This window comes from Massilia sp. Root133 (genome assembly GCF_001426525.1).
Taxonomy (GTDB): domain Bacteria; phylum Pseudomonadota; class Gammaproteobacteria; order Burkholderiales; family Burkholderiaceae_D; genus Telluria; species Telluria orientalis.
This window is the reverse complement of the sequence record NZ_LMEW01000035.1, coordinates 22,232-46,535: the sequence shown is the minus strand read 5'-3', so window position 1 is coordinate 46,535 and position 24,304 is coordinate 22,232. Positions and strand designations below refer to the sequence as shown.

The 24,304-nt window shown below is 65.5% G+C and carries 25 protein-coding genes and 1 tRNA gene; 14 read left to right on the top strand and 12 right to left on the bottom strand.

The genetic code is table 11. The annotated features are described in order from the left end of the window. Positions 1–22 precede the first annotated feature (22 nt). The 8 genes from ileS (at position 23) to ASD28_RS26975 (ending at position 9,327) form a co-directional block, all read left to right on the top strand. Positions 23–2,911: an isoleucine--tRNA ligase gene (gene ileS / locus ASD28_RS27010; RefSeq protein WP_056136146.1), complete on the top strand. Its 2,889-nt coding sequence runs from the start codon at positions 23–25 to the stop codon at positions 2,909–2,911. Between the two features lie 53 nt (positions 2,912–2,964). Further along, positions 2,965–3,486 carry a signal peptidase II gene (lspA, locus tag ASD28_RS27005; RefSeq protein WP_056136144.1) on the top strand — a complete coding sequence of 174 codons (522 nt, stop codon included), beginning with the start codon at positions 2,965–2,967 and terminating at the stop codon, positions 3,484–3,486. Positions 3,487–3,505: 19 nt separating this feature from the next. Beyond that, complete coding sequence (coaBC, locus tag ASD28_RS27000; protein ID WP_056136863.1) at positions 3,506–4,726, top strand: bifunctional phosphopantothenoylcysteine decarboxylase/phosphopantothenate--cysteine ligase CoaBC; 1,221 nt, start codon at positions 3,506–3,508, stop codon at positions 4,724–4,726. 25 nt (positions 4,727–4,751) lie between these two features. Continuing rightward, the gene (dut, locus tag ASD28_RS26995) at positions 4,752–5,201 is read left to right on the top strand and encodes a dUTP diphosphatase (protein WP_056136142.1); all 450 of its coding nucleotides are present in this window, start codon (positions 4,752–4,754) and stop codon (positions 5,199–5,201) included. A gap of 14 nt (positions 5,202–5,215) precedes the next feature. Continuing rightward, positions 5,216–6,313: a M48 family metallopeptidase gene (locus ASD28_RS26990; protein WP_056136141.1), complete on the top strand. Its 1,098-nt coding sequence runs from the start codon at positions 5,216–5,218 to the stop codon at positions 6,311–6,313. 174 nt (positions 6,314–6,487) lie between these two features. Then, entirely contained in the window at positions 6,488–7,396 is a 909-nt protein-coding gene (locus ASD28_RS26985) for a DMT family transporter (RefSeq protein WP_056136139.1), read from the top strand. After that, the gene (locus ASD28_RS26980) at positions 7,393–8,271 is read left to right on the top strand and encodes a DNA-3-methyladenine glycosylase (RefSeq protein ID WP_056136137.1); all 879 of its coding nucleotides are present in this window, start codon (positions 7,393–7,395) and stop codon (positions 8,269–8,271) included. Before ASD28_RS26985 ends, ASD28_RS26980 begins: the two co-directional genes overlap by 4 nt. A 78-nt stretch (positions 8,272–8,349) precedes the next feature. After that, a complete protein-coding gene (locus tag ASD28_RS26975) occupies positions 8,350–9,327 on the top strand; it encodes a hypothetical protein (protein WP_156403710.1) in 978 nt (325 codons plus the stop codon). A 3-nt stretch (positions 9,328–9,330) separates the two neighbouring features. On the opposite strand, the gene ASD28_RS26970 is transcribed toward ASD28_RS26975, so the two are convergent. Further along, positions 9,331–9,753: a T6SS immunity protein Tdi1 domain-containing protein gene (locus ASD28_RS26970; RefSeq protein WP_056136133.1), complete on the bottom strand. Its 423-nt coding sequence runs from the start codon at positions 9,751–9,753 to the stop codon at positions 9,331–9,333. Positions 9,754–9,903: 150 nt separating this feature from the next. Next, positions 9,904–9,980, bottom strand: a tRNA-Met gene (locus tag ASD28_RS26965). Positions 9,981–10,152: 172 nt separating this feature from the next. Between ASD28_RS26965 and ASD28_RS26960 the strand changes: the two genes are divergently transcribed. The 4 genes from ASD28_RS26960 to ASD28_RS26945 all read left to right on the top strand — a co-directional run bounded on the left by ASD28_RS26960 (position 10,153) and on the right by ASD28_RS26945 (position 13,375). Then, complete coding sequence (locus ASD28_RS26960; RefSeq protein ID WP_056136131.1) at positions 10,153–10,737, top strand: NUDIX hydrolase; 585 nt, start codon at positions 10,153–10,155, stop codon at positions 10,735–10,737. A gap of 14 nt (positions 10,738–10,751) precedes the next feature. Beyond that, positions 10,752–11,474 carry a leucyl/phenylalanyl-tRNA--protein transferase gene (aat, locus tag ASD28_RS26955; RefSeq protein ID WP_056136129.1) on the top strand — a complete coding sequence of 241 codons (723 nt, stop codon included), beginning with the start codon at positions 10,752–10,754 and terminating at the stop codon, positions 11,472–11,474. 61 nt (positions 11,475–11,535) lie between these two features. Then, positions 11,536–12,264 carry an arginyltransferase gene (locus ASD28_RS26950; RefSeq protein ID WP_056136127.1) on the top strand — a complete coding sequence of 243 codons (729 nt, stop codon included), beginning with the start codon at positions 11,536–11,538 and terminating at the stop codon, positions 12,262–12,264. Positions 12,265–12,331: 67 nt separating this feature from the next. Further along, the gene (locus ASD28_RS26945; protein ID WP_056136125.1) at positions 12,332–13,375 is read left to right on the top strand and encodes a quinone-dependent dihydroorotate dehydrogenase; all 1,044 of its coding nucleotides are present in this window, start codon (positions 12,332–12,334) and stop codon (positions 13,373–13,375) included. 254 nt (positions 13,376–13,629) lie between these two features. On the opposite strand, the gene ASD28_RS26940 is transcribed toward ASD28_RS26945, so the two are convergent. The 7 genes from ASD28_RS26940 to ASD28_RS26910 all read right to left on the bottom strand — a co-directional run bounded on the left by ASD28_RS26940 (position 13,630) and on the right by ASD28_RS26910 (position 19,465). After that, the gene (locus ASD28_RS26940; protein ID WP_056136123.1) at positions 13,630–14,562 is read right to left on the bottom strand and encodes a CysB family HTH-type transcriptional regulator; all 933 of its coding nucleotides are present in this window, start codon (positions 14,560–14,562) and stop codon (positions 13,630–13,632) included. Beyond that, a complete protein-coding gene (locus ASD28_RS26935; RefSeq protein WP_056136122.1) occupies positions 14,559–15,632 on the bottom strand; it encodes a sulfate/molybdate ABC transporter ATP-binding protein in 1,074 nt (357 codons plus the stop codon). Before ASD28_RS26935 ends, ASD28_RS26940 begins: the two co-directional genes overlap by 4 nt. Before the next feature lie 4 nt (positions 15,633–15,636). Then, the gene (gene cysW / locus ASD28_RS26930) at positions 15,637–16,551 is read right to left on the bottom strand and encodes a sulfate ABC transporter permease subunit CysW (RefSeq protein ID WP_056136120.1); all 915 of its coding nucleotides are present in this window, start codon (positions 16,549–16,551) and stop codon (positions 15,637–15,639) included. A gap of 1 nt (position 16,552) precedes the next feature. Beyond that, the gene (cysT, locus tag ASD28_RS26925; protein WP_056136118.1) at positions 16,553–17,395 is read right to left on the bottom strand and encodes a sulfate ABC transporter permease subunit CysT; all 843 of its coding nucleotides are present in this window, start codon (positions 17,393–17,395) and stop codon (positions 16,553–16,555) included. Positions 17,396–17,542: 147 nt separating this feature from the next. Beyond that, on the bottom strand, positions 17,543–18,316 hold the full coding sequence (locus ASD28_RS26920) for a sulfite exporter TauE/SafE family protein (RefSeq protein WP_056136116.1): 774 nt from the start codon (positions 18,314–18,316) through the stop codon (positions 17,543–17,545). A gap of 95 nt (positions 18,317–18,411) precedes the next feature. After that, entirely contained in the window at positions 18,412–19,050 is a 639-nt protein-coding gene (locus ASD28_RS26915) for a peroxiredoxin (protein WP_056136114.1), read from the bottom strand. Between the two features lie 28 nt (positions 19,051–19,078). Continuing rightward, positions 19,079–19,465: a diacylglycerol kinase gene (locus tag ASD28_RS26910; RefSeq protein ID WP_056136112.1), complete on the bottom strand. Its 387-nt coding sequence runs from the start codon at positions 19,463–19,465 to the stop codon at positions 19,079–19,081. A gap of 126 nt (positions 19,466–19,591) precedes the next feature. On the opposite strand from ASD28_RS26910, the gene ASD28_RS26905 reads away from it, so the two are divergent. Next, positions 19,592–20,380 (top strand): IclR family transcriptional regulator, encoded by a 789-nt coding sequence (locus tag ASD28_RS26905; RefSeq protein ID WP_056136110.1) that lies wholly within the window; start codon positions 19,592–19,594, stop codon positions 20,378–20,380. Between the two features lie 3 nt (positions 20,381–20,383). On the opposite strand, the gene pbpG is transcribed toward ASD28_RS26905, so the two are convergent. From pbpG to ASD28_RS26890, 3 genes are all read right to left on the bottom strand, one after another. Then, positions 20,384–21,520, bottom strand: a complete 1,137-nt coding sequence (gene pbpG / locus ASD28_RS26900; protein ID WP_082579196.1) for a D-alanyl-D-alanine endopeptidase — start codon at positions 21,518–21,520, stop codon at positions 20,384–20,386. Between the two features lie 304 nt (positions 21,521–21,824). After that, positions 21,825–22,520: a nitroreductase gene (locus tag ASD28_RS26895; RefSeq protein ID WP_056136108.1), complete on the bottom strand. Its 696-nt coding sequence runs from the start codon at positions 22,518–22,520 to the stop codon at positions 21,825–21,827. An 11-nt stretch (positions 22,521–22,531) separates the two neighbouring features. Then, positions 22,532–23,392: a DMT family transporter gene (locus ASD28_RS26890; protein ID WP_056136106.1), complete on the bottom strand. Its 861-nt coding sequence runs from the start codon at positions 23,390–23,392 to the stop codon at positions 22,532–22,534. A gap of 323 nt (positions 23,393–23,715) precedes the next feature. Here ASD28_RS26890 and phaP point away from each other — a divergent pair, with 323 nt between their 5' ends. Further along, complete coding sequence (gene phaP, locus ASD28_RS26885; RefSeq protein WP_025511745.1) at positions 23,716–24,291, top strand: TIGR01841 family phasin; 576 nt, start codon at positions 23,716–23,718, stop codon at positions 24,289–24,291. The last annotated feature ends 13 nt before the right edge of the window (positions 24,292–24,304 follow it).

Here is a 24,304-nt window from a genome sequence, read left to right as displayed (position 1 = left end):
GCAGTCCACTTTAGAAATCACCATGTCCGATACCAAGCAAGGCCAAAAAGGCCAACAAGGCAACAAGAAGCCGGAGAGCAAATACCCGGTCAACATGACCGACACCCCCTTCCCGATGCGCGGCGACCTCGCCAAGCGCGAGCCGGGCTGGGTCAAGCAATGGCAGGACAAGAAGATCTACGAACGCGTCCGCAAGGCGGCCGCCGGCCGTCCTCGATTCGTCCTGCACGACGGTCCGCCGTACGCGAATGGCGACATCCACCTGGGCCACTCCGTCAACAAGATCCTCAAGGACATGGTCGTCAAATCGCGCACCATCGCCGGCTTCGACGCGCCGTACGTGCCGGGCTGGGACTGCCATGGCATGCCGATCGAGATCCAGATCGAAAAACAGTTCGGCAAGAACCTGCCGACGGCCGAGGTGCTGCAAAAGGCACGCGCCTATGCGCTCGAGCAGGTCGACCGCCAGCGCGCCGGCTTCATCCGCCTGGGCGTGCTGGGCGAGTGGGACAACCCGTACCTGACGATGAACTTCAGTAACGAGGCCGACGAACTGCGCGCCCTCGGCACGATGCTCGACAAGGGTTATGTGTACCGCGGCCTGAAGCCCGTGAACTGGTGCTTCGACTGCGGCTCGGCGCTGGCCGAGGCGGAAGTGGAATACCAGGACAAGCGCGACCCCGCGATCGACGTCGGCTTCCCGTTCGCGGAACCGGACAAGGTCGCGCAGGCGTTCGGCCTGGACGCGCTGCCCGCGGGCGACGGCTTCATCGTGATCTGGACCACGACCCCGTGGACGATCCCGTCGAACCAGGCGCTGAACGTGCATCCGGAAGTGACGTACGCACTCGTCAAGGCTGACCGCAACGGCGCACCGGTCCTGCTGATCGTCGCGAAAGACCTGGCCGAAAGCGTCCTGCAGCGCTATAAACTGGAAGGCGAGATCGTCGCCACGACGACCGGCGACAAGCTGGGTGGCCTCCGCTTCAAGCACCCGCTGCACGCGGCCGATCCGTTCTACGACCGCACGTCGCCCGTCTACCTGGCCGACTACGTGACGACCGACAGCGGCACCGGTGTCGTCCACTCGGCACCGGCCTACGGCCTGGAAGACTTCCAGTCATGCAAGGCGCACGGCATGAAGGACGACGAGATCCTGAAGCCCGTGATGGGCGACGGCCGCTTCGCGAGCACGCTGCCGCTGTTCGGCGGCATGACGATCTGGGAAGCATCGAAGCCGATCTGCAATGCGCTCTCCGAAGCCGGCGCGCTGTTCGAACTGAAGATGTTCGACCACAGCTACATGCACTGCTGGCGCCACAAGACCCCGATCGTCTACCGCGCGACGAGCCAGTGGTTCGCCGGCATGGACGTCAAGCCGAAGGACGGCGGCCCGACCTTGCGCGAATCCGCGCTGGCCGGCATCGCCGAGACGCAGTTCTTCCCCGACTGGGGCCAGGCGCGCCTGCAGGGCATGATCGCCAACCGTCCGGACTGGACCCTGTCGCGCCAGCGCCAGTGGGGCGTCCCGATGGCCTTCTTCCTGCACAAGGAGACGGGCGACCTGCATCCGCGCACGCCGGAACTGCTGGAGCAGGTGGCCAAGCTGATCGAGCAGGGCGGCATCGATGCCTGGCACAAGCTCGACCCGCGCGACCTGCTGGGCGAGGAAGCCGCGCTGTACGAAAAGAACCGCGACACGCTGGACGTGTGGTTCGACTCGGGCACGACGCACCAGACCGTGCTGCGCGGCTCGCACGCGGTGCAGTCGCACTTCCCGGCCGACCTGTACCTCGAAGGCTCGGACCAGCACCGCGGCTGGTTCCACTCGTCGCTGCTGACGTCGTCGATGCTGAATGGCCGTCCCCCGTACAAGGCGCTGCTCACGCACGGCTTCACCGTGGACGAGCATGGCCGCAAGATGTCGAAATCGCTCGGCAACGTGCTGTCGCCGCAAAAGATCAGCGACACGCTGGGCGCCGACATCCTGCGCCTGTGGGTCGCGTCGACCGACTATACGGGCGAACTGGCGCTGTCCGAAGAGATCCTGAAGCGCGTGACGGAGGCATATCGCCGCATCCGCAACACGCTGCGCTTCCTGCTCGCGAACACGTCGGACTTCGATCCGGTCAAGAACGCCGTGCCAGTGGCCGAGCTGCTCGAGATCGACCGCTACGCGCTGGCCGAGACGGCGCGCCTGCAGGATGACGTGGCGAAGCATTTCGAACGCTACGAATTCCACCCGGTCGTCGCGCGCCTGCAGAACTTCTGCTCGGAAGACCTGGGCGGCTTCTACCTCGACATCCTGAAGGACCGCCTGTACACGACGGGCGTGAACTCGCACGCGCGCCGCTCCGCGCAGACGGCGCTGTGGCACATCGCGCACGCGCTGCTGCGCATCATGGCGCCGATCCTGTCGTTCACCGCGGAGGAAGCGTGGGCCGTGTTCGCCGGCGAGCAGGCCTACAAGGACAGCGACGAAACCATCTTCACCCAGACCTTGTGGACCTTCCCGGCGATCGCGGACGGCACCGCGCTGCTGGACAAGTACGCGCTGCTGCGCGCCGTCCGTGCCGACGTGACCAAGCAGCTGGAAGAAGTGCGTGCATCCGGCGCGATCGGCTCGTCGCTGCAGGCGGAACTGGCGCTCAAGGCGGCAGGCGACAAGTACGCGACGCTGGCCAGCCTGGACGACGACCTGAAGTTCGTGTTCATCACGTCGCAGGCGACCGTCGAACAGGTCGCCGACGCTGCGAAGGAAGCCGTCACCGTGACGCCGTCCGACGCCGCCAAGTGCGAGCGCTGCTGGCACTACCGCCGCGACGTGGGCCATGACCACGCGCATCCGGGCCTGTGCGGCCGCTGCACGAGCAACCTGTTCGGCAGCGGGGAACAGCGCCGCTTCGCCTGACGTACCTGCGCCCCGGGCCGCGTGCCCGGGGTTTTACCTTTACGACCATCGACATGGCCAGCAAAAAAAAACCAACATTCTCCGCCGTCTCGTCGCGCTCGGGCGGCAGCCTGACCCCGTGGCTCGGCATCGCCTTCATCGTCATCCTGCTCGACCAGATCAGCAAGATCACCATCACGCGCACCTTCATGCACGGCGAAGAGAAGCCCATCACCGGCTTCTTCAACCTGGTCCTCGCGTATAACAAGGGTGCCGCGTTCAGCTTCCTGTCCGACCAGGGCGGCTGGCAGCGCTACCTGTTCGCCGGCATCGCCATCGCGGCCGTCGGCTTCATCATCTACCTGCTGCGCAAGCACGCGGGCCAGCGCATGTTCTGCTGGGCCCTCGCGCTGATCATGGGCGGCGCCCTCGGCAACCTCGTCGACCGCGTCGCCTACGGCCACGTGATCGACTTCCTCGACTTCTACTGGCGCGGCGTCGGCCACTTCCCGGCCTTTAACATCGCGGACACCGCGATCACGATCGGCGCCTTCCTGTTCATCATCGATGAGCTGCGCCGCGTGAACAAACACTGAGCACGGAGGAACCATGAGCATGGACCTGAAGGGCAAGAAGATCGTCCTCGGCCTGTCCGGCGGCGTGGCCTGCTACAAGGCCGCGGAACTGTGCCGCGCCCTCACCAGGCAGGGCGCGCACGTGCAGGTCGTGATGACCGAAGCGGCCACCCATTTCATCGGCACCGTAACGATGCAGGCGCTGTCCGGCCGCGGCGTTTTCACGGACCAGTGGGATGGCCGCATCCCCAACAACATGGCGCACATCGACCTCACGCGCGATGCCGACGCCATCCTCGTCGCGCCCTGCTCGGCCGACTTCCTGTTCAAGCTCGCGCACGGCGCCACCGACGACCTGCTGTCGACGCTGTGCCTCGCGCGCCCGCACCACGTGCCGCTGCTCGTCGCGCCGGCGATGAACGTCGAGATGTGGGAAAAGGCGCCCACGCAGCGCAACGTCGCGCAGCTGCGCGACGACGGCGTCTGCATCCTCGGCCCGGCCGCCGGCTCGCAGGCCTGCGGCGAGACGGGCATGGGCCGCATGCTCGAACCGGACGAACTGCTCGAAGAACTCGTCGCGTCGTTCCAGCCGAAGCTCCTGGCGGGAAAACGCGTGCTGATCACGGCCGGTCCGACGTATGAAGCGATCGACCCCGTACGCGGCATCACGAACCTGTCGTCCGGGAAGATGGGCTATGCGATCGCGCGCGCCGCGCGCGAGGCCGGCGCGGACGTCACGCTCGTCTCCGGACCGACGTCGCTGCCCACGCCGCATGGCGTGCGCCGCATCGACGTGCAGAGCGCGCGCCAGATGCTCGACGCCGTCATGGCCGCCGTCTCCGGCCAGCACATCTTCGTGGGCGTGGCGGCCGTCGCCGACTGGCGCGTGGACAACGCCAGCGACCAGAAGATCAAGAAGGACGGCAGCGGCGACGCCCCGCAGCTGCACTTCGCGCAGAACCCGGACATCCTCGCGACCGTCGCCGCGACCACGTCGCTGAACGGCTGGCCGTATTGCGTCGGCTTCGCGGCCGAATCGGAAAACCTGATCGAATACGGCGCCGTCAAACGCGAGAAAAAAGGCATTCCTCTGCTCGTGGGCAATATCGGCCCGCAGACATTCGGGCAGGATGAGAATGCGATCGTGCTGTTCGACGAAACCGGCCACACGGTGCTCCCGCGCGCGACCAAGCTGGAACTGGCGCGCCAGCTCGTTTCCGAAATTGCCAAGCGCCTGGAACAGCGTTCGCTGCTGGCCTGATTTACCCGTACTCACCAAGCACTCCATGAAGAATATCGACCTGAAAATCATCGACCCGCGCATGAAGGACTTCCTGCCGGCCTACGCCACCGCCGGCAGCGCCGGCCTCGACCTGCGCGCCTGCATCGAGGCGCCCATGACCGTCGAGCCCGGCCAGACCGTGCTGGTGCCGACCGGCCTCGCCATCCACATCGGCGATCCGGGCTATGCGGCGATGATCCTGCCCCGTAGTGGACTCGGCCATAAGAACGGCATTGTTCTGGGTAATCTGGTAGGCTTGATCGACTCCGATTACCAGGGCCAGCTGATGGTCTCGACCTGGAATCGCGGCCAGGCCACCTTCACCCTGCAGCCGATGGACCGCCTGGCGCAGCTGATCGTGGTGCCTGTCATGCAGGTGGGCTTCAACGTCGTGGAGGATTTCGCAACGAGCGACCGGGGCGCCGGAGGATTCGGCTCCACCGGCAAACAATAAACTATGAGGAGCACATGACCGGACATCTTCGTCAGCGCCACGCGGGTTTCAGGACGACCGCGCTGGGCATCACCGCAGCCCTGCTGCTGTCGGCCTGCGCCACGCAGGCACCGCGTCAACCGTCGGCCACGCCGCGCGTCACCGAACGCCCCGTCGAAGCCCCGGCCCTGAGCCCGCAGATGGCCGCCGCCGCCGACACCCTGACGAAGATGGCGGCCCTGCAGGAGCGCCTGTACAAGGTCGCGGCGCCCCTGCTGATCCAGAATGCCGAATTGTGCAAGGGCCAGGCGCGCAACCTCCTCGGCTTCACGGCGAAGAACCGCTGGTCCTATCCGGGCGAATACAACGAAGCCGCGCACGTCGCCTTCGGCATGGACGAACGCCTGCAGGTGACCGACGTGCTGGCCGGCAGCGGCGCCGCGCGCGCCGGCTTGCAGGAGGGCGACGTGCTGCTCGCCGCCGCCGGCAAGCCGCTGCCGGCCGGAGAGCATGCGCTGTCCCAGGCGGGCGCGATGTTCGGCAAGATCCTGGCATCGCAGGCGAGCCTGCCGATGACGATCGAGCGCCGCCGCAGCGAGCGCCAGCTGACCATTCCCGTCACGCGCGCCTGCGCCTTCGCGATCGAACTTGGCAACGCGGACAACGTCAACGCATACGGCGACGGCAGCCGCGTACTCGTCACGCGCGGCATGATCAACTTCACGCGCGACGACGACGAACTGGCCTTCGTGCTGGCCAAGACGATGGCCCACAACATGCTGGGCCACCCGTCCTCGCAACGCAACAGCGCGACGATCGGCAGCATCATCGACAACCTGAAAAGCATCACGCCCGACACGTCGATGCTGATCGGCAGCGGCGGCATCAAGGCCATGCCGGCCGACGCCGACGCCGCCGCCGACCGCCTCGGCATCTACCTGGCTGCGCGCGCCGGCTACGACGTCAAGGACGCGCCCGCGTTCTGGAACCGCCTGGCCGAGAGCTATCCGCCCAGCGTGTTGAACGGCTATACGGCGAATCATCCGGCGCTGCCGCAGCGCTTGTCCGCGGTGGAGAAAGCGATCGCGGACGTCAAGGCGAAACGGGCCGCGAAGAAGCCGCTCGTGCCGTGAGCGCACGCGGAGACGCATGATCGACAAGGGCCGCGGTTGCGGCCCTTTTTCATGGCGCTCCGGCAGGGTTCCCGGCCTTTTTGTATCATTACCGATTCCCTGCCCCCGTCGCGCAATTCAAGCGCAAGAAACGGGGCGGCAGGGAAAGCCCCTGCGCCTACCATCCCGGGAACCATGAACACTGCCAACCTGCTGCGCCTCATCGTGCTTGCCGCCATCTGGGGCGGGTCCTTCCTCTTCATGCGCATCAGCGCGCCGACGCTCGGCCCCGCGGTGCTCATCGAATGCCGCGTGCTGTTCGCGGCGCTGTTCCTCGCCATCGTCGGCGTCGTCCTCAAGAAGCGCCTCGACATGCGCGCGCACTGGAAGCATTACTTCATCCTCGGCTTCTTCAACTCCGCCTTCCCGTTCCTGCTGTTCGCGTTCGCGGCGCGCACCTTGCCGGCGTCCGTGCTGGCCGTGCTGAACGCCACCGCGCCGATGTGGGGCGCGCTGCTCGGCGCCGTGTGGGGACGCCAGCCGATCCGCGCACGCACGGCGCTGGGCCTCGTGCTGGGCACCGTCGGCGTCGCACTGCTCGTCGGCTTCGACCACGCGACGAGCCGCCCCGGCGCCGGTATCGCCGTCGCCGCCGCGCTGGTGGCCGCATTGAGCTACAGCGTCGCGAGCCTGTATGCGCGCACGGCGAAAAGCGTGGAGCCGTTCGCCAACGCGCACGGCACGATGTGGACGTCCGCGCTGATGGTGCTGCCCGCCCTGCCCCTGTTCCCGCCCGCCGGCGCACCGACGGTGGGCATCGTCGGCGCCGTGATCGCACTGGGCGTGCTGTGCAGCGGCATCGCGTACATCCTGTACTTCAAATTGATCGAGGATGTCGGCACGACGTCCGCCCTGACCGTCACGTTCCTGAGCCCCGTCTTCGGCATCCTGTGGGGCGCGCTGTTCCTCGGCGAGGCGATCGGCTGGTACACGATCGTGGGCTCGGCCATCACGCTGGTCGGCACCGCGTTCGTCACGGGTTTCGTCCCACGCTTCGGCCGCGCCGCGCCCGTGCCGGTGTCCACCAAAATGAGCAGCAAATGAGCCGCCACGCGATCCCGCTGCCGGCCGGCTATCGCCACGCGGACGCGTACACGTTCCACGGCCGCGATGCCGATGCGCTGGCCGAAGTCGTCGATGCGCAGGCGGGACGCATCCGCAAGGGCGTGCTGCTGGACGGCGTGCCGACGCTGCTCGACATCACGCTGCACGCGGACCGCGCCGAGTGCAGCGTCGACAGCGACGGCACCGCCTCGGAGGCCGCGGTCCAGGACGCCCTCGTGAACATGCTGGGCCTGCGCATCGAGCCCGCGCCGTTCGAGGATGCGGTGCGCGACGATCCGCTGCTCGGCCCCGTCGTCGCGCGCCAGCCGGGCCTGCGCGTGATCCAGTCGGCCACCGTGTTCGAGGCGCTGACGTGGGCCATCATCGGCCAGCAGATCAACCTGCCGTTCGCCATTTCCCTGCGCCGCACGTTCATCGGCCTCGCCGGACGCGCGCATTCGAGCGGCCTCTGGTGTTATCCGGAAGCGGCCGACGTGGCCGGTCTCGACATCGAGCAACTGACCAGTCGAAAATTTTCCGGCGCAAAGGCGGAGACGCTGCTGCGCTTCGCCCGTCTCGTGGCCGACGGCACGCTGCCGCTGGACCGCACCGACGACCCGGCCGGCGTGAGCGAGCGCCTGCTCGCGGTCAAGGGCATCGGCCCGTGGACCGTCAACTATGCGCTGCTGCGCGGCTGGGGCTACGCGGATTGCTCGCTGCACGGCGACGTGGCCGTGCGCAACGCGATCGGCCGGCTGACGGGCGGCGCGCGGCCCGGCATGCGCGAGGCCGAAGCGTTTCTCGAAGCCTACCGCCCGCACCGCACGATGGCCGCGGCCTACCTCTGGGCCAGCCTGAACCAGCCCGCCGGCTGACACTGCTTTGTGCCGCCACAAGGCGCGGCCGCCTCGCTTGTCCAGACTGCTCGTAGCCTGACACAAGCGGAGCGCATCATGAAACCACGGACATGCATGGCGGCGGTGCTGCTGGTCCACGCCGCCCTGGCCCACGCCGGCACCCTGGATCCCGACGACCGCGGCGCCTATCTGTCGCTGGCATTCGGCAACGGCCGCATCTACGGCGGCAACGCGACCGGCTACCAGTGGATGCGCGGACGCACGTTCGAAGTCCGCGCCGGACGCGAGCAGGGTGCCATGCGGATCGACTTCGTCCATTACAACGAAGGCCATCCGGACAACAACCACCGCGACGGGTTCGCGCTGCAATGGCTGGCCGCCCACCGCTTTTCCCACGCGTGGACGGGAGAGCTGGGCGCGGGTCCTTACCTGAGCATGAACACGACGGAGATCGCCGGCCGGCAGATCGACGACGCCCGCCTCGGCGTGCTCCTCAGCGCCGGCCTGCGCCTCGCCGTGCCCGGGCCGCCCGGCACCCATCTGCGCCTTGGCTACAACCATGTGGCCATGCGCCATGTGCACCGGTCGGACGCGCTCGTGCTCGGCGTGGGACGCCAGTTCGGCCCGGCCGAGCCGGCGCCCGACGTGGTGCCGGACGGGCATCTGTGGATCGGCGGCACGTTCGGCACGTCGATCACGAACATGTCCGGTACGCATGGCGCGCACGCGGGTGTGATCGAGGCCAGGCGGTATGCGGACCGCTGGGGCATCGGCACCAAATTCCTGTTCGAAGGCGACGATGGCGCGCGGGTCGACCGGCGCGGGGCCGCGGCGCAGCTGTGGTACGAGCAGCCCGTGACGCCGCGCTTCTCGATGAGCGCCGGCCTCGGCCCCTATTTCGCCGCGAACCGGCGCGACGGCAATCGCACGGCCACGAATCTGCTGATCAGTTTCCAGGCCGAGCGCGCGCTGTCCGCGCGCACGCGCGCCATCGTCAACTTCAACCGCATCAAGACGTTCCGCAAGACGAATGACCGCGACCTGTTCCAGGTCGGCCTGCTGCGGCGGTTCTAGGTGCTAGTGACAGTCCTGCCAGCGCGGCAGCCCGTCGAACTGCTGCGCGCCCTCGCCCGCGAACCGGATCAGTTCGGGCAGGGGCACCATGGCCAGGTTGTCGCGCCCGTAGTGTCCGCCCAGCGCACGGGGTATCTTCAGACAATACTTGCGCCCGGCCGTCAGCGGGCCCAGGGTCGTCTCGGCCAGGCGCACCTGCTCGGGCATGTACCAGCCATCGAGGAATTCCTGGTTGTACGAGAGGGCGTCGAGGGCGGCGCGGTCCTCGGCCACCGGTACGCAGCGCAGGTCTTGCGGCGACAGGCGCCAGTACATGCCGTCCTCGTCGCGGACGATCAGATTGCCGAAGGCGTTCTCGCCCAGCACCTCGACGGCGTTCAGGCCGGTCCAGCCCCACGCCTCGTTGATGTCTTCCACAGTAATCATTCGTTGGCTCCGCTTTCAACGCATACGGAGGTTTCGACCGGGCCGGGCGGCGGGCGTTGCGGGAATGACGGGAATGGTTGAGACGGGTCGAGCAGGCAATCCAAAACGAAAAAGCCGCTGATCCGGAACAGGATCAGCGGCTTTGGAATCTGGTTGCGGGGACAGGATTTGAACCTGTGACCTTCGGGTTATGAGCCCGACGAGCTGCCAGACTGCTCCACCCCGCGTCTGATGATTCGTATTATACGCACCTTCCACACTTTAGGCAATCGAAGTTCTCCGGCTCGCCCGGATCGCAGCATAAGCCGCCTCCGCCGAAGGGCGCATCGCGGGCGGATTGCGGCCCAGTCGCTCCCAATACAGTGGTAAAGTAAGGGCAACTTAATTTATCTGCTTCCTATGAAATTCTGCTCCGAGTGCGCCCACCCGGTCACGGTGGCCATCCCCGAAGGCGACAACCGTCCGCGTTACGTGTGCACCCATTGCGGCACGATCCACTACCAGAACCCGAAGATGGTGATCGGCTCGATCCCCGTGTGGGAACAGGACGGCGAACTCAAGGTCCTGCTGTGCAAGCGCGCCATCGAACCGCGCTACGGCTACTGGACGCTGCCGGCCGGTTTCATGGAGAACGGCGAGACCACGAGCGCGGCCGCCGCGCGCGAGACGGAAGAGGAAGCGGGCGCCAACATCGAACTGGGCAACCTGTTCACGCTGCTGAATGTCGTGCACGTGCACCAGGTTCATATGTTCTACCTGGCGCGCCTCGTCGACCTCGATTTTGCACCGGGCATCGAAAGCCTGGACGTGCAATTGTTCAGCGAAGCCGAGATCCCGTGGAGCGACCTGGCCTTCCCCACGATCCGCACGACGCTCGAACTGTTCTTCGCCGACCGCGCGCAGATGCGCGAGGCCGGCGGCACCTATGGATTCCACACCCGCGACATCGCGGGTCCGATGCGGGCGCCCGTCCAACCCGACTGACAGGGCGTACGACGATGATTCCCTGGCTCGAGGCCCATACGCCGTTCCCCGACGTGTCCGAAGCGTTGACGACCGACGCGCCGGGCCTGCTCGCGGCCGGCGCGGACCTCTCGCCGCAACGCCTGCTGCAGGCGTACCGGAACGGCATCTTCCCCTGGTTTTCCGAGGGCCAGCCGATCCTCTGGTGGAGCACCGACCCGCGCATGGTGCTGTACACCGAGCGTTTCAAGGTCAGCGACAGCCTGAAAAAAACACTGCGCAGGATCGAGCGCAGCCGCCAGGCCGGCGGGCCATGGGTCGTGCGCTTCGACGGCGCGTTCGAAGCGGTGATGCGTGCGTGCGCCGCGCCCCGCAAGGACGGCCCGGGCACGTGGATCTCGGAAGACATCATCGCCGGCTACACGGGCCTGCACCGCATGGGGTATGCGCACTCGTCCGAGGTCTGGCTGGACGGCGAACTGGTCGGCGGCGCCTATGGCGTGTGCATCGGCCGCATGTTCTATGGCGAATCGATGTTCGCGCGTGTGTCGGATGCGTCGAAGGTCGCGCTCGCGTACCTCGTCGCCTTCCTGCGCAGCCACGGCGTGAACATGGTCGACTGCCAGCAGGAGACGGGCCACCTGGCCTCGCTGGGCGCGGTGCCGATCCCGCGCCGGGATTTCCTGCAGCACCTGCGCCAGGCGATCCAGGAACCGCCGATCGAACGTTGGGAAGTCGCGCCACCGTTGACGACCTAACGGTGCGCGGCGCCGTCTTTGGCTACAATGGGTTCAACACACGTCGTTCCGAGAGCTTTGCATGACGCACCTGAATGATCTGCCATTTTCCACGCTGCAGTTCTATACGACGGCACCGTATCCTTGCAGCTACCTCGACGCACGCCAGGCCCGCTCGCAGGTCGCCACGCCGTCGCACCTGATCAATGCGGACGTGTATTCGGAACTCGTGCGCAACGGTTTCCGCCGCAGCGGCATCTTCACCTACCGTCCCTATTGCGACGGCTGCCGGGCCTGCATCCCGGTGCGCGTCGCCGCCGAGCGCTTCACACCCAACCGCAGCCAGCGGCGCGCATGGAAGCGCCACGAGGACCTGACGGCGATGGTGGCCAACCTGTCGTTCTCCGACGAGCACTATGCGCTGTACCTGCGCTACCAGACCACGCGCCACGTGGGCGGCGGCATGGACCAGGACAGCCGCGACCAGTACGCGCAATTCCTGCTGCAGAGCCGCGTCAACACGCGCCTCGTGGAGTTCCGCGAGCCCGACGGGACCTTGCGCATGGTGTCGATCATCGACGTGCTGTCGGACGGCCTGTCGTCCGTCTACACGTTCTTCGACCCGGACGTGGCCGGCGCGTCGTTCGGCACGTACAACGTGATGTGGCAGATCGGCCAGGCACGCGAACTGGGCCTGCCCTACGTCTACCTCGGTTACTGGATCGAGCAGAGCCCGAAGATGGCTTACAAGATCAATTTCAGGCCGCTGGAAGCCCGTATTGACGGTGTATGGGGTGTTCTGGATCGTTGAAGCCCCGAAGGACATGCGGTATTGCTGCCACACAAGGTAAAATGTCGCGAATTCTCGATAGCCGACCATGTCCGATAAACTCCTGTACGCCCTCGCCCGCCCGCTGCTGTTCTCCCTCGACCCCGAAACGGCCCACAACGTCACGCTCCCCGCCCTGCGCCGCGCCGCCGCGCTGGGGTTGACGGGCATTGTCCGCAAACCGAAGCCCGATCCGCGCACGGTCATGGGCATCACGTTCCCGAACCCGGTCGGCCTGGCCGCCGGCCTGGACAAGGACGGCGCCTACATCGACGGCCTGGCCGCGCTCGGCTTCGGCTCCATCGAGATCGGCACCGTGACGCCGCGCGCCCAGCCCGGCAACCCGCGCCCGCGCATGTTCCGCCTGCCGGCCGCGCGCGGCATCATCAACCGCATGGGCTTCAACAACGGCGGCGTCGACGCCTTCGTCGCCAACGTCCAGGCGTCGCGCTTCTACCAGGAACGCCAGGGCGTGCTGGGCCTGAACATCGGCAAGAACGCCGACACGCCCATCGAGCGCGCGGCCGACGATTACGTCGCATGCCTGCAGAAGGTGTATCCGTACGCCAGCTATGTCACCGTCAACATCTCGTCGCCGAACACGAAGAACCTGCGCCAGTTGCAGGGCGCGTCCGAACTGGATGCCCTGCTGTCGCAGCTGAAGGAAGAACAGTCGCGCCTGGCCGACAAGTACGGCCACTACGTGCCGCTGGCGCTGAAGATCGCACCGGACGTCGATGGCGACCAGATCCGCAACATCGGCGGCGCCCTCGTCCGCCACGGCATCGACGGTGTGATCGCGACCAACACCACGCTGGCCCGCCGCGACGTGGAAGGCATGCGCCATTCGGCCGAACAGGGCGGCCTGTCGGGCGCGCCCGTGTTCGAACAGTCGACCATCGTGATCCGTGCGCTGAAGGCGGAAGTCGGCAACGCCGTGCCGATCATCGGCGTGGGCGGCATCCTGAGCGGACGCGATGCGAAGGCCAAGATCGATGCGGGCGCCCAGCTCGTGCAGTTGTACAGCGGCCTGATCTACCGCGGACCCGCGCTCGTGCGCGAGTGCGCGGACGCGTTGCGCGCGCAACGCTGACAAGAGCGTTTGCCCTGGCACGTCGTCCCCGCGGAGGCGCGGACCCAAGTTTGCCCCGGCACGTCGTCCCCGCGGAGGCGCGGACCCAAGTTTGCCCCGGCACGTCGTCCCCGCGGAGGCGGGGACCCAAGTATGAGGATTAGCCCATAAACCGTCATTCCCGCGGAAGCGGGAATCCATACTGAGTCGATATGCTGGCTCTGCCTGGATTCCCGCCTGCGCGGGAATGACGTTGTTTTATATAGCGGCTGTTTTTAATCCGCTACAGCCGGATGCAACGCCTTCTCGATATCCGACTTGGTAAAGCCCTGCGCGAAGCGCTCGATGAAGTCATAGGCATACGCACGCAGGTAGGCACCGCGGCGCACCGCCAGTCGCGTCACGTTCGGCGCGAACAAATGCGACGACTCGATCGCGCGCAGTCCGCGGTCGCGGCCGTGGTCGAATGCCATCGAGGCGACGATACCGACCCCCATCCCCAGCGACACATACTGCTTGATGACGTCCGAATCCATCGCCGTCAGCATGATGTCCGGACTCACGCCGGCGGCGGCGAACGCCGCGTCGATGTGGCTGCGGCCCGTGAAGCCCACGTCGTACGTGATCAGCGGGAACTCGGCCAGGTCGGACAGCTTGATGGGCGACTGCTGCAGCAGCGGGTGCCCTTCCGGCACGACGACCAGGTGGCTCCAGCGGTAGCACGGGAACGACACGAGGTCGGGGAACGTCGACAGGCCTTCCGTCGCGATGCCGATGTCGGCACGGCCCGACAGCACCCATTCCGCGATGTGTTCCGGCGCGCTCTGCTGCAGGGCGATGCGCACGCCCGGGAACGCCGTGCGGAACGCCTGCACCACCTGCGGCAGCGCGTAGCGCGCCTGCGTGTGGGTGACGGCGACCGTGAGCGTGCCGCTGTCCTGCGCGGCGTATTCGCTGCTGGCCTGCTGCAGGTTCTCCGCTTCGACGAGCAGGCGCTCGATGATCTTCAGGATGCCCTTGCCCGGATCCGTCAGGCCGGTCAGGCGCTTGCCGTTGCGCTCGAAGATGACGACGCCCAGCTCGTCCTCCAGTTCGCGGATCTGGCGCGACACGCCCGGCTGCGACGTGAACAGGGCGTTGGCCACGTCGGTCAAATTGAAATTACGGCGCGCGGCTTCGCGCACCGAACGCAGCTGTTGGAAATTCAAATGCCTTCTCCTTGATCGACGAATACGTGCATGCGCCTGGGTTTCACCAGCAGCGTCTCGCCGTCGCGCAGTCCCAGTTCGCGGTAGCGCTCGTTCGGGATGACGGCTTCGATGATCTGCGCGTTGTCGGCGCGCTCCAGGTCCAGCTGGGCCAGAGGACCGATCGCGTGCGCGCGGCGCAGTTTCACCGCGACACCCTCCCCGCCCGCGACATAGCGCTCGACGTCGAGGTCGTGGGGACGAACGTAGGCGATGCCTTCGCCGTTCTTGACGTCCGCGAATTGCGGCGCGTGGAACGTGGCGTCGCCGCTGGCCAGCACGCCGTCGTTCACGCGGCCGTGGAACAGGTTGACGTTGCCCAGGAAGCCGTAGACGAACGGCGACGCCGGATGGTTGTACACGTCACCCGGCGTGCCCAGCTGCTCGATATGGCCCTTGTTCATCAGGACGACCTGGTCCGCCACTTCGAGCGCCTCTTCCTGGTCGTGGGTGACGAAGATCGACGTCACGTGCAGCTCGTCGTGCAGCTGGCGCAGCCAGCGGCGCAGTTCCTTGCGCACTTTCGCATCGAGCGCGCCGAACGGTTCGTCCAGCAGCAGCACGCGGGGTTCCACCGCGAGGGCGCGCGCCAGGGCGATGCGCTGGCGCTGGCCACCGGACAACTGCGGCGGATAGCGGTCGGCGATCCAGTCCAGTTGCACGAGCTCCAGCAGCTTCTTCACTTTCTCGCGGATCACCGCTTCCGACGGGCGTTCCTTGCGCGGTTTCACGCGCAGGCCGAAGGCGACGTTCTCGAACACGGTCATGTGCTTGAACAGCGCGTAATGCTGGAACACGAAGCCGACCTGGCGCTCGCGCACGTGACGGTTCGAGGCGTCGTCGCCGTCGAGCAGCACGCGGCCCGCATCGGGGTATTCGAGGCCGGCGATGATGCGCAGCAGCGTGGTCTTGCCGCAGCCGGACGGGCCCAGCAGCGCCGTCAGCTCGCCGTCGGCAAACTTCAGCGACACGTCGTCCAGGGCCGTGAACTGGCCGAACTGCTTGCGGATGTGTTGGACTTCGATCGTCATGGTATTACTCCGTGGTGTGGTCCTGCACGCTGGCCTTCCGGGCCTGGTGCATGCGCCATTCGATAAAGGTTTTCACCGCCAGGGTCACGAGGGCCAGCAGTGCAAGCAGCGACGCGATCGCGAACGCGGCCGTGAAGTTGTATTCGTTGTAGAGGATCTCTACCTGCAGCGGCATCGTGTTCGTCTCGCCGCGGATGTGGCCGGAGACGACCGACACGGCGCCGAACTCGCCCATCGCCCGGGCGTTACACAGGATCACGCCGTACAGCAGGCCCCACTTGATGTTCGGGAGCGTGACCTTGAAGAACGTCTTCCAGCCGGACGCGCCCAACACGAGCGCAGCCTCTTCCTCTTCGCTGCCCTGCGCCTGCATCAGCGGGATCAGTTCGCGGGCGACGAACGGGAACGTGACGAAGATGGTCGCCAGCACGATGCCCGGCACCGCGAACAGGATCTTGATGTCGTGGTCCATCAGCCACGGGCCGAACCAGCCCTGCGAGCCGAACAGCAGCACGTAGATCAGGCCCGCGATCACGGGCGAGACCGAGAACGGCAGGTCGATCAGCGACAGCAGGATGCTCTTGCCGGGGAAGTCGAACTTGGCGATCGTCCACGCGGCCGCCACGCCGAACACGAGGTTCAGCGGCACGGCGATGCCGGCGGCGATGAACGTCAGCTTGATGGCGGACAGCGCGTCCGGGTCGAGCACGGATTCCTTGTACACGTCCCAGCCCTTCTTCAGGGCTTCGGTGAACACGGCCACGAGCGGGACGAACAGGAACAGCGTGAGGAAGATCAGCGCGACGGCGATCAGCGCATAGCGCACCCAGCCCGGCTCCAGCGTATTGGTGGCCTTGCGCGGCGCATTCGCCACCGCGGCAGTCTTGTCTTTCAGGTGATCGTCGAGAACGGCACTCATATTATTTGCCCGCACGCTTGCGCGCCCAGGCCTGCAGCAGGTTGATGGCCAGCAGGAGGAGGAACGACACGAGCAGCATCACGACGGCAATGGCCGTGGCGCCCGTGTAGTCGTACTGCTCCAGCTTGGTGATGATGAACAGCGGCGTGATCTCCGAGACCATCGGCATGTTGCCGGCGATGAAGATGACGGAACCGTATTCGCCGGTGGCGCGGGCGAACGCGAGGGCGAAGCCCGTCAGCAACGCCGGCACGACGCTCGGCAGGATCACGCGGGTAAAGGTCTGCCACGGGCTGGCGCCCAGGCTGGCGGCCGCTTCTTCCAGTTCGCGCTCCGCGTCTTCCAGCACCGGCTGCACCGTGCGCACGACGAACGGCAGGCCGATGAAGGTCAGCGCGATGACGACGCCCAGCGGCGTGAACGCCACCTTGATGCCGAGCGGTTCCAGGTGCTTGCCGATCCAGCCGTTGGACGAATACAGCGCCGTCAGGGTGATGCCGGCGACCGCGGTCGGCAGCGCGAACGGCAGGTCGACCAGCGCATCGACGAAGCGCTTGCCGGGGAACTGGTAACGCACGAGCACCCACGCGACGATGCCGCCGAACACGACGTTGATGGCAGCGCCGATCAGCGCGGCGCCGAAGCTGAGGCGGTACGACGCCATCACGCGCGGCGACGTGACGGCGCTCACGAACGCATCCCAGCTCATCGTGAACGTCTTCAGGAAGATGGCCGACAGCGGGATCAGCACCAGCAGCGCCAGATAGAAAATCGTGAACCCGAGCGAGAGCCCGAAGCCGGGAATCACCCGGTTGGCGCTGTTTCGCGATAGTAAAGTGGTCATCTTACGCCTTATTACAATTTCTTCTAACGGAACGAAATAATCTCATTGGAAAGACATATTACAAACGAAGCATTCCTCATTTGCATAGACGTTTCCCGCATGAGCGAATCCAAAAAGCAGGAAAGGCGCCTCGCGGCGCCTTTCTCGTCAGTGGAGCAGCTTGACCGCCACTCCCGCCAGCGTCATCGCCAGCAATCCTCTCAGCACTTTCTCGGGCACGGCCCGGGCCGCCCATGAGCCGATCGTGATGCCGGGCAGCGAGCCGATCAGCAGCGCCGACAACAGTGTCCAGTTGATCGAGCCCAGCCACCAGTGGCCGAACGCGGCGATCGCGGTCAGCGGCACGGCATAGGCGATGTCGGTGCCGGCCACCTCGGCCGGCGTCAGGCGCGGGTACAGCATGACGAGCAAGGTGGCGCCGATCGCACCGGCGCCGATCGACGAGATCGTCACGAGCGTGCCCAGCACCGCGCCGGACACGACCGTGGCGGCGACGAGGCCGCGGCCCTGCAGCTGGCGCGACGGCTTGGCGTTGACCCAGGCGAGCATCTTGCCGCGGAACAGGATCGCGACGACGGTCAGCAGCACGGACACGGCGATCGAATAACGGATCACCTTGCCGATGGAGGCATTGAGCGGACCGAGATATTGCAGGGCCAGGGTGGCGACGAGCGCGGCCGGCAGCGCGCCGAGGCACAGGCGGCCGACGATGTCCCAGTGCACGGTCCCACGCGAACGGTGGGTGACGGTGCCGGCGGTCTTGGTGATCGAGGCGAAGGCGAGGTCGGTGCCGACGGCGACGGACGGCGTGACGCCGAACAGCAGCGTCAACAGCGGCGTCATCAGCGAACCGCCGCCGACCCCGGTCATGCCGACCAGCAGGCCAACGGCGAATCCCGACAAAATGTATTGAATGGACATGCTTTACCCCCAGAATGGCTCCAAGGGTAATGGTCCTCAGCCGCAAAACAAACAACACGTTCCTTATTTGCTTATGCGGCCTGTGACGTGCCGGCTTACTTGTTCGGCTGCGGGGTCAGGCGCAGATACGGCTTCGGCGCGTTGAAACCCTTCGGATATTTCTGCTTGAGCTGCTCGGGATCCTGAATGGTCAGCGGGATGATCACGTCATCGCCATCCTTCCAGTTGCCCGGCGTCGCGACGGTGTAGCCGTCGGTCAGCTGCAGGGCGTCGATCACGCGCAGCACTTCGTCGAAGTTGCGGCCGGTGCTCATCGGGTAGGTGATGGTCAGGCGGATTTTCTTGGCCGGATCGATCACGAACAGCGAGCGCACGGTCGCGGTGGCCGACTGGTTCGGGTGGATCATGTCGTACAGCTGCGAGACGGATTTATCGGCATCGGCGATGATCGGGAAGCCGACGACGGTCTGCTGGGTTTCCTCGATATCCTTGATCCATGCCTTGTGCTGCTCGGCCGGGTCGACGGACAGCGCGATCGCCTTGACGTTGCGCTTGTCGAATTCCGGCTTCAGTTTCGCGGTCAGGCCCAGCTCGGTGGTGCACACCGGCGTGAAGTCGGCCGGGTGCGAGAACAGCACCACCCACGAATCGCCCGCCCACTCGTGGAAGCGGATGCGGCCGATGGTGGAATCCTGTTCGAAATCCGGAGCCGTGTCGCCCAGGCGTAAAGTCATCTTGTTCTCCTTAGTGTGAGAGGGTACGTCAGAAAAAGCGGTTGTACAGGACGACGGCCCAGGTCGCGCCCGCCATCGTGATCGCCAGCGCCACCGCCGCGCTGCCCAGGTCCTTGGCGGCCTTGGACAGCGGATGGCGCTCCAGCGACACGCGGTCGACGACGGCCTCGATGGCCGCATTGATCAGCTCCACGAGCAGCACGAGCCCGAGCACGGCGATCAGCGCCAGCTTCTGGAACGCCGACACCTTCAGCAGCAGCGCGACGACGGTGAGCGGCACCGCGACCATCACCTCTTGCCGGAACGCGTGCTCGTTCTTCCAGGCGGTCTGGAAGCCCTCCATCGAATAGCGGAACGCGCCCGCAATACGGCCCAGGCCGCCCTTACTCTTGAACTCGCTGCTCGGTTGATCCATGTATGTTCGACAATCTGTACAGAAACGCCATTATGCCCACACAGCTCGGCCCCTACGCAACATCATTACCTAATATTTTCACATTATGGTATAAAGTAGAGAAATATACCGCACTGCACCAACCACATGACGAAACTGGAAACCCCTGAACCGGCCAAGACTTCCATCCAGGTCATCGAGCGCATGGTGGCGCTGCTCGACGTACTGGCCAGTTATCCCGACCCCGTGAGCCTGAAAGAGTTGTCGAAGGTGTCGGGCCTGCACCCGTCGACGGCGCACCGCATCCTGAACGACATGGTCGTGACGCGTTTCGTCGACCGCGTGGAACCGGGCACCTACCGCCTCGGCATGCGGCTGCTCGAACTGGGCAATGTGGTCAAGAGCCGGCTGTCCGTGCGCGAAGCGGCCGTCGACCTGATGCGGGCGCTGCACAACAAGACCAAGCAGACGGTCAACCTGTCGGTGCGCCAGGGCGACGAAATCGTCTACATCGACCGCGCCTTCTCCGAGCGTTCCGGCATGCAGGTCGTGCGCGCGATCGGCGGCCGTGGTCCGCTGCACCTGACGTCGACCGGCAAGCTGTTCCTGTCGATCGACGAGCCGAAGGCGATCCGCGCGTATGCCACGCGCACGGGCCTCGCGGGCCACAACAAGAATTCGATCACGGACCTGACGCGCCTGGAGCGCGAACTGTCGCTCGTGCGCGCCCGCGGCTATGCGCGCGACAACGAGGAACTGGAACTGGGCGTGCGCTGCATGGCCGCCGGCATCCATGACGACAGCGGCAAGCTGGTCGCAGGACTGTCCATTTCGGCGCCGGCGGACCGCCTGCAGGACGACTGGCTGGAAGATCTGGTGAACACGGCGGCGCAGATTTCCGCGACCCTGGGCCACCGTGTCGGTGGGACGAGCTGACCGTTACTGAACGACCGGCACGGTCGCCCCGGCGGACACCGACGCCGGCACCGTCGCCGACACGGTCACGGGCACGCCTGCGGCTGCAGTGGGCGACATATTGGCCGGCAAGGCGGCCGGCTTGAGCGCTTCGAGCCAGCGGCGCATGCGGCCCGCATCCGCGGTACGCGACTGCTTGCCCTTCGAATCGAGGAACACCATGATCACGTTGCGGCCCTGGATCATGGCCTGCATCACGAGGCAGCGCCCCGCTTCGTTGATGAATCCCGTCTTCTGCAGGCCGATGTTCCAGTCGGGCGACGCGACGAGGTAGTTGGTGTTGTGGTACTGCAGCGCCCGGCCGCTCGCCTGGACGACGTAGTTCGGATCCGTCGTGTACTGGCGCAGCAGCGGCTCCTGGTGCGCCACTTTGACAAGCTTGGCCAGGTCGCGTGCGCTGGAAATGTTCTGGCTCGACAGGCCGCTCGAATCCACGTAATGCGTGTCGTTCATGCCGAGTTCGCGCGCCTTCGCATTCATCGCGTCGACGAAGGCATTGATCCCGCCCGGATAATTGCGGCCCAGCGCGGCGGCGGCGCGGTTCTCCGAGCTCATCAGTGCGATATGCAGCAGGTTACCGCGCGTCATGCGCGCGCCGACGGGCAGGCGCGAGCTGGTGAATTTGTGACGGTCGACGTCGGCCTCGGTAATCGTCAGCACTTCTTCCAGGTCTTGCCGGGCCTCGACGACGAGCAGGCCCGTCATCAGCTTGGTGATGGAAGCGATCGGCAGCGCGACGGCGGCATTCTTTTCGAACAGGACCTCCGAGCTCTGCTGGTCCAGCACGTACGCGACGTTCGAGCGCAGGTCGAGCGGATCATGCGTGCGGCTCAGGCCGGCGATATCGCCCGCGCTGAGCATGGCGACGGCCGGCGCGGCGCGGCGGACGCGCTGATAGACGACGCGGCGCTTGCCATGGACCATCTCGATACGGCGCACCATGCGCTTGCGGTTGTCGTCGGCGATGACCTTGGCCAGGTTGGTGCGCTTGGCCTTGACGCGTTTCGTCGCGGCCGCATGCCCCTTGTGCTTGGTCGCGGCTGCGGCGGGTTCGAGCACGAACATCATGGAAATGGCGGCTGCCAACGCGAGCTTAAGCATCTGAAAATCCTTGAACGCGAACTGAAGAGCACTAAATGCAGTGTAGCGGATGACGTAGGGAGCGCAAGTGCGCACCCGACGACTGTACCATCTACGCCCATTTTTTTCTACAACGCAAAACGAGATGCGTTGTAGAAATCTCTTGGTTTTTCAATAGCTTGCAAGAATAAGTATCGCACGGACCTCGAAGAACCGTCGCGAGCGGCAGCACTATTGTTCGAGAAGCGCAGCTGTACGAGTAGTACAGCGAGCATCGCAGAACGACAGTGCAACGCGCAGCAGGTTATTCGACGTCCGTCTCGTGCTAGTCCACGAAACGGGCGAACGACGACACCGGTTCGCGTTCCGTGACCAAGGTATTTTCCACCTTGTCGAGGTCGGCAAATCCGAGCGCCATGCCGCACACGATCATCTCGTTTTCGGGCAGACCGAGCTCGTCGGAAATGATGCGGTGGAATTGCGTGAACGCGGCCTGCGGGCACGTGTCGAGGCCGCGGCCGCGCGCGGCGACCATGATGTTCTGCAGGAACATGCCGTAGTCGAGCCAGGAGCCCTGCTCCATGACGCGGTCGATGGTGAAGATCATGCCGACGGGCGCGTCGAAGAAGCGGTAGTTGCGGCCGTGCTGGGCCGCCATGCCGGTCTTGTTGTCGCGCGTGAGGCCCAGCAGCGCATATAAATCCCAGCCGACCTTGCGGCGCCGGTCGACGAACGGCGACACCCACTCGCGCGGGTAGTACGCGTACTCCTCGACGTGTTCCCGGTTCTGCGCCGGGTCCGCGTAGGCGGCCAGGATGCGGTCGGAGAGACGCGCCTTCGCGGCGCCCGTCAGCACGTGGACTTTCCACGGCTGCGTGTTCGTGCCGGACGGCGCCCGCGCCGCCACTTCCAGGATGGCTTCGATATCCTCGCGCGCGACCGGCGTCTCCAGGTACGCGCGGATCGAACGCCGCGAGGTGATGGCGGCGTCCACCGCGCGTTGTTGTTCGTTGCTGATCATGCTGCCTCCTTCTATTTTTTGACGACGAATGCGACGCCCAGCACCGCGACGACCATCCCGGCCAGGCCGAGCATGCCGAGCTTCTCGCCGAACATCAGCCAGGCCATCAGGGCGGTGGTGGGCGGCGTCAGGTACAGCAGACTCGTCACGCGGGTCGCGTCGTTGCGGCTGATGAGACGGAACAGCAGGAAGATGGCGCCGATCGACAGCGCCAGGATCGCCCACAGCAGCGCCCCCAGGAATTGCGGCGTCCACTGGATGTTTTCCATATGCGGGCCGAAGTCTTCCAGCAGCACTGCGAACGGCAGCAGCGCGAGCGCGGACGTCGCGTACTGGATCACCGTGCCGGTACGCAGGTCGAATGTCGGACAGAAACGCTTCTGGTACATCGTCCCCGCCGTGATCGACAGCAGCGCCAGCACGCACAGCGCGATCGCGCCAGGGGCCAGTCCGTTCAGGTGGATCTTCGCGGCCACGACGAGGCCGACGCCGCACAGCCCGAGTCCCAGCCCCAGCCATTGGCGCGGCCGGACCTTTTCGCCGATCAATGGCGCGGCGATGGCCGTCAGGATCGGCTGCATGCCCACGATCAGCGCGGACAGCCCGGCCGGCATGCCAAGCTTGATCGCGCCCCACACACCGCCCAGGTAACCTGCCTGCAGCAACAGCCCGGCGAATGCCACGTGGCGAATGCGCCCGCGCGGCCAGGCGGCACCCGTCAACAGCACGACGGGCAACAGGATCAGGACGGCGCCCAGGCAGCGCAGGATGAGGAAGGACATCGGCGGCGCATACGGCAAGCCGTATTTCGCGGCGATGAAACCGGTGCTCCAGAGAACAACGAAAAACAGCGGCATCGGTCGAATGATCATTCGGCAAGTCTAACATGGCTGACCTTACCCGTTTGCGCTTGCTGCAAAGCACTAAAGTGTTGTAACGGCGCAAACAAAAATGGCGCAAACGTTTGTATCCATTGATCTTACGCAAGAGAGTGCGGTTGAATTGTGCGACGCATCAAAAGTGCTTGACGCATAATCGAAAACCGGGAAAAATGGCTTCATGTTGCGGCGCACAATCAACGCGCTTTACCAGCAGTCCCGAGTTTTTCCCTGTTTCACCGCTTCACTGGTCCATGCAGGTGTCCCAAGACACCTGAAAAGCAAAAGTTCATAACGATCCATTACTGGAGAACCATATGTTTGCATTCCCTGAGCAGTTTTCGAACGCGACCAAAGCCAACCTCGAATCCCAGTTCGCCCTGTTTTCGGCCCTGACCTCCAAGACTTTCGAAGGCGTGGAAAAGCTGGTGGACCTGAACATCAACACCGTCAAGGCCGCCCTCGAAGACTCGTCGGCAACCACGCGTCAGCTGCTGGCTGTCAAGGATGCCCAGGAATTCTTCGCCGTGTCGGCTTCGCAAGCCCAACCGGCTGCTGAAAAAGCCCTGGCCTACAGCCGCCAGGTGGCATCGATCGCCGCCGACACCGGCGCCGAATTCTCGAAAGCCGCTGAAAGCCAATTCGCCGAAGTCAACCGCAAGGTGATCTCGCTGGTCGACGAAGTGACCAAGAACGCCCCGGCCGGTTCGGAGACCTATGTCTCGGCCCTGAAAACCGCCATCAGCAACGCCAACGCCGGCTACGAGCAGTTCACCAAGACGACCAAGCAGGCTGTCGAGGCGATCGAATCGAACCTGAACGCCGCCGTGTCGCAGTTCACGCAAGCCACCCGCAAGGCTGGCGCTGCCGCCAACTCGGCTGCTGCTGCCTAAGCTGTAACAATCA

What these genes read in the sequence shown, in the direction of transcription:
- ASD28_RS26935 (WP_056136122.1), bottom strand. Translation starts at nt 15,632, where the DNA reads ATGACGATCGAAGTCCAACACATCCGCAAGCAGTTCGGCCAGTTCACG.
- ASD28_RS26915 (WP_056136114.1), bottom strand. Translation starts at nt 19,050, where the DNA reads ATGACTTTACGCCTGGGCGACACGGCTCCGGATTTCGAACAGGATTCC.
- aat (WP_056136129.1), top strand. Translation starts at nt 10,752, where the DNA reads ATGATTCCCTGGCTCGAGGCCCATACGCCGTTCCCCGACGTGTCCGAA.
- ASD28_RS26920 (WP_056136116.1), bottom strand. Translation starts at nt 18,316, where the DNA reads ATGTCCATTCAATACATTTTGTCGGGATTCGCCGTTGGCCTGCTGGTC.
- ASD28_RS26950 (WP_056136127.1), top strand. Translation starts at nt 11,536, where the DNA reads ATGACGCACCTGAATGATCTGCCATTTTCCACGCTGCAGTTCTATACG.
- pbpG (WP_082579196.1), bottom strand. Translation starts at nt 21,520, where the DNA reads ATGCTTAAGCTCGCGTTGGCAGCCGCCATTTCCATGATGTTCGTGCTC.
- ASD28_RS26945 (WP_056136125.1), top strand. Translation starts at nt 12,332, where the DNA reads ATGTCCGATAAACTCCTGTACGCCCTCGCCCGCCCGCTGCTGTTCTCC.
- ASD28_RS26905 (WP_056136110.1), top strand. Translation starts at nt 19,592, where the DNA reads ATGACGAAACTGGAAACCCCTGAACCGGCCAAGACTTCCATCCAGGTC.
- dut (WP_056136142.1), top strand. Translation starts at nt 4,752, where the DNA reads ATGAAGAATATCGACCTGAAAATCATCGACCCGCGCATGAAGGACTTC.
- ASD28_RS26985 (WP_056136139.1), top strand. Translation starts at nt 6,488, where the DNA reads ATGAACACTGCCAACCTGCTGCGCCTCATCGTGCTTGCCGCCATCTGG.
- cysW (WP_056136120.1), bottom strand. Translation starts at nt 16,551, where the DNA reads ATGAGTGCCGTTCTCGACGATCACCTGAAAGACAAGACTGCCGCGGTG.
- ASD28_RS26890 (WP_056136106.1), bottom strand. Translation starts at nt 23,392, where the DNA reads ATGATCATTCGACCGATGCCGCTGTTTTTCGTTGTTCTCTGGAGCACC.
- ASD28_RS26960 (WP_056136131.1), top strand. Translation starts at nt 10,153, where the DNA reads ATGAAATTCTGCTCCGAGTGCGCCCACCCGGTCACGGTGGCCATCCCC.
- ileS (WP_056136146.1), top strand. Translation starts at nt 23, where the DNA reads ATGTCCGATACCAAGCAAGGCCAAAAAGGCCAACAAGGCAACAAGAAG.
- coaBC (WP_056136863.1), top strand. Translation starts at nt 3,506, where the DNA reads ATGGACCTGAAGGGCAAGAAGATCGTCCTCGGCCTGTCCGGCGGCGTG.
- ASD28_RS26980 (WP_056136137.1), top strand. Translation starts at nt 7,393, where the DNA reads ATGAGCCGCCACGCGATCCCGCTGCCGGCCGGCTATCGCCACGCGGAC.
- cysT (WP_056136118.1), bottom strand. Translation starts at nt 17,395, where the DNA reads ATGACCACTTTACTATCGCGAAACAGCGCCAACCGGGTGATTCCCGGC.
- lspA (WP_056136144.1), top strand. Translation starts at nt 2,965, where the DNA reads ATGGCCAGCAAAAAAAAACCAACATTCTCCGCCGTCTCGTCGCGCTCG.
- ASD28_RS26990 (WP_056136141.1), top strand. Translation starts at nt 5,216, where the DNA reads ATGACCGGACATCTTCGTCAGCGCCACGCGGGTTTCAGGACGACCGCG.
- phaP (WP_025511745.1), top strand. Translation starts at nt 23,716, where the DNA reads ATGTTTGCATTCCCTGAGCAGTTTTCGAACGCGACCAAAGCCAACCTC.
- ASD28_RS26970 (WP_056136133.1), bottom strand. Translation starts at nt 9,753, where the DNA reads ATGATTACTGTGGAAGACATCAACGAGGCGTGGGGCTGGACCGGCCTG.
- ASD28_RS26895 (WP_056136108.1), bottom strand. Translation starts at nt 22,520, where the DNA reads ATGATCAGCAACGAACAACAACGCGCGGTGGACGCCGCCATCACCTCG.
- ASD28_RS26910 (WP_056136112.1), bottom strand. Translation starts at nt 19,465, where the DNA reads ATGGATCAACCGAGCAGCGAGTTCAAGAGTAAGGGCGGCCTGGGCCGT.
- ASD28_RS26975 (WP_156403710.1), top strand. Translation starts at nt 8,350, where the DNA reads ATGAAACCACGGACATGCATGGCGGCGGTGCTGCTGGTCCACGCCGCC.